Below are 13,054 nucleotides of genomic sequence, written 5' to 3'. Positions count from 1 at the left end.
AAAAATGAATGAAGCAAGCACTTGCTTAACTTCTACTACATTTTTAAACAAAGAATTGAAGCACAAGAACAACAAGCTTAAATTGTCCACTAAAGGTAATAAAGCTGATAGCTGATAGCTGAATGCTTATCTTATAATTTTCTTTCTAATGTTAAATTTTGCTTGGGTTCAAGTTGTTTTATTTGTGGAGTAAGATCGAACCAACGTTGTAGTTGTCCTTCTTGAAAAGTTCGACTCATAACTACATATATAGAAGTTTGATCGCAACCTATTCCCCCAGCAATAACAGAATCCCATGATTCTGCTGTTAATTGATCGTAAACAACCCAATTACCATTATCCCACTGTAAAGAACGATAGAAGCCAAAAGGAGCATTTTTCTTACCAGTAATCAGTATTTTTTGCAGAGTTTTACGGATTAAATTTGGGAAAAAACGTCCTAATGTAAACATAACTATTCTTAAAACAATTAAATTAAAGCTAGTCATTTGTTTTTGTTTTGCCCAACCTAAAGAACCTTGAATAATAATTTCATTTTCCCCTAGTTCAATTTTGTAACGAGAGCTAACTAAATGAGCTACTGCATTTTTGACTTTATTTCCTTCCTTGATTAAAACAGAAAATTGAGTATCAGAAACAATTAATTTATTGTCACGAAATAGTTTAAAAACTCCTCCTTTATTAAGAGCAATATAAAGTTCAGTATTTTCCCTCCTATCTATTAAAATACCTCCTTCTTTTAAATGAAATCTTCCCTGAGGGCGAGGGGATAAATCAGGTCTAACTTCAACAAAATCACGCCAAGCTAAGAGGTAATTCCAAGTATGATGTCCCACTATATGATCGTCCGCATAACAAGGATTTAATCCTTTTTCTAAACCCTGTAAAAAGCGGTCGTTAATATTCAATGCTTCTGGCATCCATTTGCCAACTAATTCAAATCCATAAGGAAAGAAATTATAAGTATTACGACTGGTATATTCTCCACCATAAGAGCCATCTGGATGAACAAAATGACTAGCAAGAGCCACAGCTTTCGCTAAAGCACCTTTTAGATCTATATTAGGATTAAGTTCATAAATCCATGCTAAACAAGAAATAGTTAAAGTATGATAACCTGGGTCACATCCTTCATACTCTTGAAACCAACCTTCATGGTTTTGCCATGATAAAACTTGTTCTAAACGCTCTTGTTTACTTTGATTCCATTTATCAGTTTTTAATAAATCAGAAAGCAACTCTAAACATAAAACAATTAATGCTTGATGATTTGTCAGTCTCCCACTTTCTTGATGATGTGCTAACCAATCAGCTCTTTTTTCAAAAAATCTTAAAGCATTTGGATTATCTAATTCCATTAACTTATAACTTTCAATACAAGCTAATAAAGAAAATGCTGCTGCTCCTCCTGCTCTTTCAAAAGGAAAATAATCATCACAAGAACCATCTTTATGAGCGCTTTTGGCAGCAAATAAAATTCCTGCTTCTACCCAATCTCTAATAATTTCTTGACCATAAAAATGATTTTCAGGAATGTTGGTTTTATAAGCCAATGCTAGAGGAAAAACAAATTCTTGGCTCATTCCACTGGGAAAATCTATAATTTTATACTGCCAAAAATTTCGATCAAAACAGCCATAATTATAGCTATGAACATTTCGATCCATTAAAGTTAATATTTTAGGTATTTGGGCGATCGCCTCTTGAGCAAATAAGTTACGATTCATAAATTTTTCTTCCTTTAAATTAGCTTATAAATCTAAATTTTTAACTTGATTATTAAATCTCTCAAGATTAGATCTACGCTTTTCTTCTGTTTCTTTAATCAATTGTTTTATCCCAGCAATTTCTTCTGGAAAATTTTTCTGATAATTTTTTGAATCATTACGGATTTTTGTTAAATGAGTCTCAATATTATCTTGATTAATTAAGACACCGAAATCTTGAGGATATTCATCTTCATCATCTTTTGGTAAATTTAAAATTTTTACCAAAACCTTGTCACCAACTATTTTCTTATAATGAGATGACTCTATGAAATATTTCATTTGATTTTCACTATCCAGAGGTGGAACAGTTTCCATGGTTATAGCATTATAGCCACTGAAATCCCATAAATTAATTGGTGGTTTATCCTGATTTTTTCTTGACTGTTCAGCAATAATTCTAACTAAGTCTCGCTTCCAGTCCTCAAATTGAGGATTTAATCCCATCAACCGAATTGTTTCTAGCTGTTTTGCATGAACAGGAGATATAAATAGATATAATTCAATATTATGTTTGTAGCAATACTCAATTAAATTATTAAAATCTTTTAATCTTTCATCACTTAATTCAAAACCAGCATATAATGATTGATAAATCATATACTGAGATAAAGTTCTCCTAAATAATTCTCGATGCTTGAGATTTGGTAATTCCTTATTTCTTGTTCCTAAGTTGTCATAATAATTAGCTTTATTTCCTCTATAATTAAATTTTAGAGTATCAATAGATGATTGTAAAGTTTCCAGATAAAGTAAGTCAGGAATACTGGCAATAAAAACATTTTTATTAGCGAATCTTGATTCCTTAAAGTCACCACTAACACTTATTTGATTATTAAAAGAGAAAAAATCTAACCCTAATATTACCATTTTCAAGCGGGAGTTTTTTCTGGTTTGAGCAAAATCTATAATTTGATGAAGTTCATAGATTCCTGCTAAAGGTAATCCTACATTATATGTTTTCTGAGAATCAAAAACTTGAGAACGAGGATTTAATCCATTCTGTACCCTTGATGTTCCTAATAAGAGAATTTCATAGTTACCTTGTTCAATATCAATACTCTTAACTTTACGCATTCCTTGTTTTTCAATCAAAGGTTTTTCTCGATTAAAATACTCAATGTTGATAATCCGATAAATTTTATAAGGATCTACTAATAGATTGATAGTAAATACGATTGTTAATTGAGAAATAACAACTACACCAAATATTTTTAGAAAACGAGCATAATCTTTCATCGGACTATCACCTTAAAACTATTAAGAAAACAATAATTTTTGGTAGTTCCTCTTCATTATTAATTATCTCAATTTTTTAATTGACTTCTATCTATATTAATAATACAATCATTACTTAAGTTTTGAAAATTAGAGTTAGAATCTTTCTTAACTAAGATTTGAGATTCATTTTCCACATTTATATGTTGAATTTGCTTAGGGTCATTTTCATTTAATAAAACTAATAAAGGATACTCAAAAGAAGAATTTTTAAAAGTCAACCCTATATTTTTACATTGATTTGATTCTACTCTCACAACTTCATCTAAATAAAATTGTTGATATTTTGGTTGAGTTTGAAAATACTGTTCTACTCTTGAACTTTGAAAAATATTGTTCTCCCCAATTAATGGTCTTACCGAATTAAATAGAACCCATTTGTAAGAAAGAAATAAAACAAGTATTGCCAAGAAATAGCTTACTTGTTTGGGGAAAGATTTAGAAAATACAATAGCTACCAAAGGAGAAAATAATATAAATAGAGGTAAATGTAATCGACAACGATAAGGAGACCATGTTAAAAGACTTGCGAATAAAATAAAACCTAAAACTAGAACTATCCCATATTTAATTAAAAGTTTATTTGTCCATATTTTTTTATTAAAAGTTAATACAAAAAATGACCCTATTATTAATAATAAATGCAAAGGATTACCTGCAACATCTTCATTAGTAGATAAGCCAGGAACATAAAATCTCCTTGCCTTAGGGCTAGTTAAAGCTGGATCTGATAAGTCTATTCCTAAGACGCCGTGAATAATTTCTAATACTTTACTTGTTAAACCTGTAGTAGGAGAAATTATTTTTTCTAATTGTAGATTTCTGACAATATCAGCATGCAATGATAAATGTTTTAATATTCCTGAAATAGAAATCAATACACCCAACTCTTTATTTGTTTCTCCCGTACCTGCCATTCCTAATACAGAGTCAAAAAGAGCATAATTCCTTAAATAATGTCCTAAATTAATGGCTAATACTATTAATAAAATAATAACTATAGGTTTAATAGCTTGCCATTTTAAATTCTTAATTCCCCACAACAATAACCAAATACAAAATGGGAAAGCATAAATATAAGCTGTACCTTTTGTTAAAATAGCTAAACCTAAACTACACCCTAAAAACAGAATATTACTTTTAGATATACCGTTTTCCAGGGTTAAAAATGTAAAATAAACAAAACAAATTAACCAAAAAGTAACTACAAGATCGTTATTAGTACCAGAAGCTTGTAGAATTCCCATAGGAATAGTTACAGCAAAAACACTAGCCAGAATTTGATCCCGAATATTACCACCTAACTGTTTAGCAAGAATAGAAACACCCAAGATACTCATTACCATGCTACCCCACTGGATCGTATTCACAAAGCGATCGCTTTTGTTAAGAATTTGAAAGTGAGCCATGGCAAATTCTGACCAAGGATTTTGATAGAGATGAAATAAATTATAGGTAGGATAATGAGCGACAGTATTATTTTGAATCCAATAATATATGCGGGGTAAATGATACTCCATTGAATCGGAGTGATTTGGTGCAGCGACTATTGCATTTATACCAATTAAGAATACAATAATTGTTATACAGGTGAGCAAAAGTATTAACATTGGTGATAATCCCAGTAAACTTTTGCTCCATCTTTTGAGATTATCTGTATGTTTTTCTAACGAAGATTTTGTTAATAAAAATACATATAAACAATCTATCAATAACCAAGCTGCTATTACCCAAAAATACTGAAATAAACCAAATAGACTAAGTAATTCAGTTATTATTGTTAAAATTAGTCCCCATAAAACAATTGCTTTAAAGAAACTATCACGCCAATCATTTTTTTGAGTTAATAGTTTAGCAAAAATTAAAACTAAGGATAAGATCGGAAGAATTATCATTTTTAATACTTCAATAATTCAATAATAAATATTTTGAAAAATACCAGCTTTTTTTTCTACCAAAACAAAGCTAGTCAAAATTAGAATTTTTAGGGTTATTTTCTAATGAGTTAGCCAAAAAATTACGACGTAATTTTAACTGAATATCTTCTAAAAGCTTACGATTAACTGACATCAAATCAGCAATTAGACCAAAAATAAATAACTGAAAGCCCATTAAAATTAAAATTGCAGCTAAGACTAAACTAGGGACATGAGCTTTAGTCGTCCCACTCCAGTATAGAATTAACCAACGTAAACATAATATCAAACCAAAACCAAAGGGAATCGTCCCTAAAATTGTGAAAAACTTTAGAGGCTTATAAGTCATAAAAATCCGAACGATCGTAAAAATCGATCTTTGGATATAAGCTGGAATGCTTTTAACTAATCTGGATGGTCGTAAATAACCATTAGTTCTAATGGGGACAGAAATAATTGTCATTCCTTTTTGTCCAGCTTGGATAATTGTTTCTAGTGTGTAAGTATATTCATTAAAAACATTTAATTGTAGTGCTGCATTGCGAGTAATAGCACGGAAACCACTAGGAGCATCAGCAATATTTGTTTCACTAGCAATACGGACGACTAAACTACCTATTTTTTGTAAAAATTTCTTGATTGGTGAAAAATGTTTAATCTCTTGAATTGGTCTAGCACCAATTACTATTTCTGCTCTTCCATCTAAAATTGGTTCAATTAGTTTAGGTATATCTGCTGCACAATATTGATTATCAGCATCCGTATTAACAATAATATCAGCTCCATGGTGCAAACAGGCTTCTATTCCTGCCATAAAACCTTTTGCTAATCCTTGATTATATTCAAAATTAACAATATGATCGACTCCTGATGCTTTGGCCACTTCTAAGGTTTTGTCAATACTACCATCATTAATAATCAACCATTCGATCTTATCTATACCAGGAAGTTCTCTAGGTAATTCAGTTAGAGTCATTCCTAAAGTAGCTTCTTCGTTATAACAGGGAATTTGTATAATTAGTTTAGTCATTAATCTTTTTTCTCTTTTTTCTTTTGGTAACTAGGGTAGTTTGTCCGCTTTCAGTAGTGCAGTGGCTGGACTTATCTATGGCAACCTGAACTTGACTTTCTTTTTTACTTTTGTCAACCTCTCTAACTCTGTAAAATTCATACTAAACCCGCTTTAGACAAAAGCTTTATGATGAAGGGAAGGCAGAAGCCAGAGGGCAAAAGGGTTAGAGAATAATTTAAAAAAGGTACTTTTGATAACCCATATTTGGTATCATATCCTCAATCAGAAAACTATAATTTTATTATCTAATGATTAGAGTTTTTTTGGGAATAGCTTTACACTTTGTAATAATATTTTTTCATCGGAATATTGTCGAGGCTGACCTCACCAAACTAACTACTATATTATAAACAAGATTTACTGTTAAACTAATTCCTCTTCAACTACTCCCTTAACATGAGCCTGTAAAAATACGCATTTTCTCTGGTTCAATTTGTTGGCGATAGTGTAGACTAGCATAGCTAAAAGTGTTGATTAATCTAGTGGACTGAAACAGCTAAAACTGTGCAGACCGCTTTTTTTGGTATAATTTCTGTTATAGCAAGGTTTGACTATTTTTTTGTAATGCACCATTTAAGGTGTCTCATTCTACTAGGATGTATTAGAAAGCTAAAATATAACGTTTGACAAAGATTGAAAAATATGTCATGACGCACCATTTTTTTTATATGTTTTACCCTACTACTAGCGCGTCTAGCTTGATCATGTAGGTAAGTTTTAGCAGATTTAGACCTTTACCCAACCCCCTCTCCTATAGCAGAAGTTAGGACATTTTTTCCCTCTACCCTCTTTTTCATAAGAGTAGTTTTTTTTCACCCACTTTAGTCTAGACCTATTATGACAAAGAGCAAGTTTTTTATCCTAACCATTTAATCAAATATGATCTAATATTAAACTTAATCAATATTTCCTACGAACCTCTGTTTTCTATTATCTATAAACCAGAGTCTTGTAAAATTATTTTTTCACCCTTAGTATAAGCTGTTGTGCATTTAAACGACTTATTGTTGTGTGCTTTGTTCAAGGGAAAACCATTATTAATTCTGAATTATGACTGGCTAAGATGCATTTTAAATCCGTCTTAGCTTAACATTATATTTAAGATAAAAAAGAACTAAAAGTTAAGCCCCAAAAAACTACTTAACTCTTAGTTCTTTTTTTAATATTTGGCACTCCAACTATTACTTAGGTAGAGTAATTTATCATCCTAAAATAACTAAGAAGGTACACAAAATTAATTACACATTTTCTCAGAATGAATCCCTTATACTGTATACCTCACATCAAATTAGGGTAGCTATACCGTTTCACCGAAGTCAGAAGTCAGGAGTCAGAAGTTAGATTTGATAGATTAAAAACTTTGACAATAACATAGTTTCAGGCAATTATTTGACATTTAAAGTTGGAAACTATTTGTGACATCCTTAAAGTGAATTGGTATAAACAATTTTGTTTGGATGCTTATATTCATAGGACTTAGGTAGAAACCGGGTGGATCGACAAAATTTTGTGATTTGAAAAACAATAATTAGGATAATAAACCCGGTTTCTTGTTTGAGTGTGTAACTCCTGTTCAATTGAAATGCAGAAACTAAATTAAATTACAGGAACATAACGTTCTTTTTCTGGAACATCAGTGTACTCAGCCACAATTTGTCGGAACTCGTCGCCATCAATAGTCTCTTTTTCAATCAACAGATCCACCAAACGATCGATAACAACCCGCTGATCTCGCATCATCTGACAAGCGTCTTCATAACAATGTTCTACAATAGTTCTAACTTGAGCATCAATACGAGAAGCAATTTCATCAGAATATTCTGAACGAGTCATTAAGTCACGACCCAAGAAGACCTCACTTTGTCCAGTTTCCAAAGACATCGGACCCAAATTCGACATACCATAACGAGTCACCATTTGACGCGCCATTCCTGTAACCTGTTGCAGGTCATTACCAGCACCAGTAGTCACCTCAGCATCACCAAAAATTACCTTCTCAGCAGCACGACCACCGAGAGCACCAGTAATGCGAGCTAGAATTTGCGATCTAGAGATTAAACCTTGCTCTTCATTAGGCATAAACCAGGTGAGACCACGAGCTTGACCGCGAGGTACCAAAGTCACTTTTTGCACGGGGTCATGTTCTTTAACTAGAGTACCAACAATGGCATGACCAACTTCGTGATAAGCAATAAGTCGCTTGCTCTTACCATCCATGAGTGGAGTACCTTCCATACCTGCAACCACTCTGTCTACAGCATCATCAATTTCTCGCATGGTAATTGCTTCTTTGCGACGACGAGCAGTCAGAATAGCAGCTTCATTCAATAGGTTAGCTAAATCTGCACCTGTAAAACCAGGAGTCCGACGAGCGATCGCGTCTAGAGATATTTCATTACTTAGCTTCTTATCGCGAGCATGAACATCTAGAATTGATAAACGACCCTTAATATCAGGAGCATCAACAGTAACTTGACGGTCAAAGCGACCAGGACGTAACAATGCAGAGTCTAAAACATCAGGGCGGTTAGTTGCAGCAATAATAATAATTCCACTGTTGCCTTCAAAACCATCCATTTCAGTTAGTAACTGGTTAAGAGTTTGTTCCCTTTCATCATTACCTCCACCGATACCAGCACCACGTTGTCTACCCACAGCGTCAATTTCATCAATAAAGATAATACAAGGGGCGTTTTCCTTAGCTTTTTTAAATAGGTCGCGTACACGGGAAGCACCCACACCTACAAACATTTCTACAAATTCCGAACCAGATATACTAAAGAATGGGACACCAGCTTCACCAGCGATCGCCTTAGCTAACAAAGTTTTACCAGTTCCAGGAGGACCAACCAATAGCACACCTTTAGGAATACGCGCTCCCACTGCAGTAAATCTTTCTGGTTTTTTCAAGAAAGTAACAACCTCTTGTAATTCTTCTTTGGCCTCATCAACCCCGGCCACATCATCAAATAGAACACCTGTTTTGGCCTCCATTGAGAAGCGAGCTTTAGACTTACCAAAGTTCATTGCTTGTCCAGGGCCACCAGGAACATTACTAGAGCGACGGAATAAGAAGAACAGACCAACAATCAATAAAATTGGGAAAATCAAATTTCCTAATAAACCCCATACTGCTCCTTCGCTGCGTGGAGGGTGACTGTCAAAATTAATATTTGCCTCTCGCAGACGAGAAATTAGGTCTGGGGAATTAACAGGTAAATCTACCCTTAATCTTTCGACTTGGTTGTTCAGCTCATCTACAGCTTCTACAATAGCTGTCCGACCACCATCATAGAGGTCTACGCTGGTAACTCGATCTGCTTGTAAGTAGTCCAAAAATCTGCCATAGCTCATACGGGTTCTCGCAGCGTTGTTACCCATATTTACTGCTGTTTGGGCAAATGCCCCTTGCCAGATAAAAAAACCAATGACCAAAGCTGGCAGACTCCACAGTACAATTGTTCTCCAAGAAATTTTCATCAAAAAATGGCCTTTTTTAGTAAAATTGCATTAAATAAGGAAGAAATGTAGTTTTCTACACTCATAATATTAACAATATTTAACATAACAAGAGAGATTAGGGCAACTGGTAGTGCATCAGCAAAGTGTGGGATAAGTCGCGTATTGCTGGCGAATAATCACTCAAAGCACTGATATATAAAGGTTAACCACATTTTTGTCGTGAAAAAAGTGCAAATTTTTCAGCCTTTAAGACTAAAAAGTTAAGACAGCTGGCAGACTTCCATAATAAAGATACAGCTACAATTATTTATTCCTCCAAATGTTCGGACGTCTTCCCACCCTCCCCAAACTTCCCACCCTCCCCAAACTTCCCACACTTCCTTGACGCACTACCGGGCAACTTTTATGCTTTTAACTATCCCATAGAGGTGTGAATACCTTGGACAGGTCTCCCGACTTGAAGCAAATGGCATGGTGTTATAGTGCCTCCTTTCCTGCGGAATGCTGGGCAAACTGAGGAGCTTTCCTTACGGAATGCTACGCAAATGCTAACAGTCAGTCGTGGTCAGACTGACAAAATAAAGACCTGTATTATGTGATTATGTTTTTATGAAGTATTATCGAGTTGACTGAAATTTGTGAAGGTACTTTCATTAACTGAATAATGAATAATGGATAATTACCTCTTTTACAATTGATAATGGATAATTATTTTGGTTTTCGGCTGTCGCCGACATGAAGCGCTTCCCGACATGAAAAGGGTTTGCGGAGCATGACAAAGGTCAAGCTTTGGGGAACGCTTTCCATAATTATCAATTATCCATTATTAGTATTAGGAGAGGCAATAAAGCCCGATTGATTAATTATCAATTATCAATTATCCATTGGTAACTCTATCTTGTATAATTATTAATTTTGTCAGGCGATTTGAGTCCCTTAGTGCCATTCGTCCCGTTGGTCTTAATTCCTTAATAGATATAGCGTTACGCATGAAGGTTAGGAGATTTATAAATCCTGAAACCCTTTGATAGTATACTATTCCCTATTCCCTATTCCCTATTCCCTATTCCCTAGCGGGTAGCGCTATATAAATAGAAATTTAGGACTTTCAATAACGGTAATATTTTGATTTAAGAGTTTAGTGAGGAATACAGCCTAATGGTAATTAAACAGCCAGCAGCAGCAGCAATGCTGACCCAGAAACCAGCCAATGTTAGTAAAAAAGCAATTCTTAGTGCCGATCTGGGGCGAACAGCTACCAAAGCTTGTGTGAGTCGTACCCCAAATGGTGTAGTTTTTATTCCAGCCAATGTCAAACAATTAAGTGTAGATCAAGTCAGAGCTGGTAATTTTGAGTCTAAAGCTACAGACCCTTTATTAGATATGTGGCTAGAATATCAGGGATCTGGATATGCTGTAGGTCAATTAGCTGCTGACTTTGGAGCTAATCTATTTGGTGATGAACGATCTTTTGCTAAGTCGAAAGTTGAAGATGCTTTAATTAAAATTTTGGCCTGTGCTGGCTATTTTCAGCTCAAAGGAGAATTTTCGGTTGTGATGGGTTTGCCTTTCTATTCTCAAGAGCAATTTGAAAAGGAAAAGGCACAAATTATTAGCCAACTGCAATGTCCTCATCAAATGTCTTATCGAGGCGGTGAACCTGTAGAAATTAGAATTAACAAGGTTTGGGTAATGCCAGAAGGATATGGCAGTTTGCTGTGGTCTGAAGCTAATCATGGTAAAGAATTTCAGCCAGAATTGCCCAAATTATCCCTTGCTATTGTTGATATTGGCCATCAAACCACCGATTTCTTGATGGTAGACCGTTTCCGGTTTGCTAGGGCAGCTTCTAAGAGTGAACCTTTTGCTATGAGCCAGTTTTATGAGGATGTGGCTACTAAGATTGAGGGAGCAGATCCTCAATCTCTGTATTTGTTGCAAGCTGTCCATAAACCTGAAGGTCAGCGTTCCTATCGTCCCAGGGGTGCAACAAAACCTATTAATCTAGACGGTATTGTACCTGAATTGCGTAAAGTTTTTGCCGCTAAACTTTGTGACCGTTTGATTAAGTGGATACCAGAAAGGGTTACTGATGTTGTTCTTGCTGGTGGTGGGGCAGATTTTTTCCGGGAAGATTTGCAAAGGCTACTCCAAGAGGCAGGTCTGAAAGCTCATTTGGCTCAACCACCTAGAGAAGCAAATGCTCTGGGACAATACATCTATGGGGAAGCTCAATTAGCAATATCTAAGTAAGTTGTTCCTTAGTGGGACATTAGATTCAAGATATTTGAAGCTATTAATTATAGTAGAATATGAATCACCTCAATGTCAAAGCCCAATCTAAAATTGAGTAGAGCAGTATATTCTTACTCTAGTTGTTTCTGTATCTGGAAGTAAAAAATAATGGGGACAGAGTAGAAAAGAAATTTTCTTTGTCCTCTAAAAACAGTAAAGTAAAGTTGAATATTGGATGACAAACTGGATTATTGTCTATAGTAGCTAAGATATTTCTTAAACAAAACAATATTTACCAATGGATAATTAATAATTAAATAGCAGTCAGCACTCGGCATGATTGACTTTTTTTGAAATTTAGGAGGATATCTCAACCCCGACTCAACCATCCAGTGCTTGGGGTGGCCTTTTATTTAACCCAAGGTCAAAAAGCTGTTAATGTTTCGCTTTTGCTGCGCGGCATGAAATGCTACATGAAAATAATTATCCATTATCCATTGTTCATTACCAATTGTTAAAGAGGTAATTATCCATTATTCATTATCCATTATCAATTAATGAGTAGAATACTTGATATTGTGCTTTGTCTAAGTTAATTAAAATATTAGCGGATGTTGTGGGAAAAAAATCAGAAAAAAGAAGTATTTTTTACAGAAGAGGCAGCAGATAAGCAGTTGTTGGCAGCTATTGAAAAAGAGTTGAATTCCCAAAAATACCAAACTTTTAGTAATCTCTGTAAGCAAGCTCTATGGCAATTTTTGTATGTATCTTCGTCTACAGAATTAGCTCAATCTGCATCAAATTTGCAACGTCTAGAACACAGAATTTATGAAAAGTTGACTCAACATTTTTCTGAGTTGGAAAAAAAATTTGCTGCTAGTGAATTGAATGAATCTAATAATATAAGTCAATTAAATGACCTGAAAAGAAACTTGAGTCAAATTAATCAACTCTTGACTCAAATGCAATTGAATTTTGATGATAAATTTCTTGAAGTTTTGCAGGCTTTTAAGGCAGAATTGCCAAAAATTGAAGCAGGTATTAATCAACTAGAAGCAGGTATTAATCAACTAGAAGTACCTATTGTTAAGACTACTCAGGACCAAGAATTAACTTCTACTAAACCCACAGAAGGAGAAGCAGAAGCAAATTTATCTGCTGAAGAATCAATAACAGAATCAGATCCTTTATTGCAGCGCTTAGGTTCTCTTATAGAAGATTTCTAATTATAGCAGTTTTCATTAATATAGAGTACAGATATTTGGGTTTAAAGGAAGAAGGAAGAAGGAAGAAGGAAGAAGGAAGAAGGAAGAAGGAAGAAGGAA

At 34.1% G+C, this 13,054-nt stretch carries 7 protein-coding genes; 2 read left to right on the top strand and 5 right to left on the bottom strand.

The features are described 5' to 3' along the window. Positions 1-131 precede the first annotated feature (131 nt). From ACP6PK_RS22920 to ftsH2, 5 genes are all read right to left on the bottom strand, one after another. On the bottom strand, positions 132-1,727 hold the full coding sequence (locus ACP6PK_RS22920; protein WP_426562977.1) for a hypothetical protein: 1,596 nt from the start codon (positions 1,725-1,727) through the stop codon (positions 132-134). A gap of 24 nt (positions 1,728-1,751) precedes the next feature. Further along, positions 1,752-3,005, bottom strand: coding sequence for a hypothetical protein (locus ACP6PK_RS22915; protein ID WP_426562975.1), 1,254 nt, complete (start codon positions 3,003-3,005; stop codon positions 1,752-1,754). 68 nt (positions 3,006-3,073) lie between these two features. Continuing rightward, on the bottom strand, positions 3,074-4,939 hold the full coding sequence (locus tag ACP6PK_RS22910) for a glycosyltransferase family 39 protein (protein WP_426562973.1): 1,866 nt from the start codon (positions 4,937-4,939) through the stop codon (positions 3,074-3,076). Positions 4,940-5,009: 70 nt separating this feature from the next. Next, the gene (locus tag ACP6PK_RS22905) at positions 5,010-5,990 is read right to left on the bottom strand and encodes a glycosyltransferase family 2 protein (RefSeq protein ID WP_094673427.1); all 981 of its coding nucleotides are present in this window, start codon (positions 5,988-5,990) and stop codon (positions 5,010-5,012) included. 1,638 nt (positions 5,991-7,628) lie between these two features. Further along, positions 7,629-9,512 carry an ATP-dependent zinc metalloprotease FtsH2 gene (gene ftsH2, locus ACP6PK_RS22900; protein ID WP_426562970.1) on the bottom strand — a complete coding sequence of 628 codons (1,884 nt, stop codon included), beginning with the start codon at positions 9,510-9,512 and terminating at the stop codon, positions 7,629-7,631. 1,140 nt (positions 9,513-10,652) lie between these two features. Here ftsH2 and fcmB point away from each other — a divergent pair. Then, the gene (gene fcmB / locus ACP6PK_RS22895; protein ID WP_426562968.1) at positions 10,653-11,747 is read left to right on the top strand and encodes a filament morphology actin-like protein FcmB; all 1,095 of its coding nucleotides are present in this window, start codon (positions 10,653-10,655) and stop codon (positions 11,745-11,747) included. Positions 11,748-12,340: 593 nt separating this feature from the next. Further along, positions 12,341-12,955: a filament morphology membrane protein FcmC gene (fcmC, locus tag ACP6PK_RS22890; protein WP_094672158.1), complete on the top strand. Its 615-nt coding sequence runs from the start codon at positions 12,341-12,343 to the stop codon at positions 12,953-12,955. Positions 12,956-13,054: the final 99 nt, after the last annotated feature.

Source organism: Dapis hubbardiae BLCC-M172 (genome assembly GCF_050016015.1).
Classification (GTDB): domain Bacteria; phylum Cyanobacteriota; class Cyanobacteriia; order Cyanobacteriales; family Microcoleaceae; genus Trichodesmium.
Note: the sequence above shows the minus strand (reverse complement) of the source record. Positions and strands in the feature narration are given on the sequence as shown.

Excerpts from the sequence above, each read along its gene's own strand:
- ftsH2 (WP_426562970.1), bottom strand. The coding sequence starts at position 9,512 with ATGAAAATTTCTTGGAGAACAATTGTACTGTGGAGTCTGCCAGCTTTG.
- fcmC (WP_094672158.1), top strand. The coding sequence starts at position 12,341 with ATGTTGTGGGAAAAAAATCAGAAAAAAGAAGTATTTTTTACAGAAGAG.
- fcmB (WP_426562968.1), top strand. The coding sequence starts at position 10,653 with ATGGTAATTAAACAGCCAGCAGCAGCAGCAATGCTGACCCAGAAACCA.
- ACP6PK_RS22905 (WP_094673427.1), bottom strand. The coding sequence starts at position 5,990 with ATGACTAAACTAATTATACAAATTCCCTGTTATAACGAAGAAGCTACT.
- ACP6PK_RS22920 (WP_426562977.1), bottom strand. The coding sequence starts at position 1,727 with ATGAATCGTAACTTATTTGCTCAAGAGGCGATCGCCCAAATACCTAAA.
- ACP6PK_RS22910 (WP_426562973.1), bottom strand. The coding sequence starts at position 4,939 with ATGATAATTCTTCCGATCTTATCCTTAGTTTTAATTTTTGCTAAACTA.
- ACP6PK_RS22915 (WP_426562975.1), bottom strand. The coding sequence starts at position 3,005 with ATGAAAGATTATGCTCGTTTTCTAAAAATATTTGGTGTAGTTGTTATT.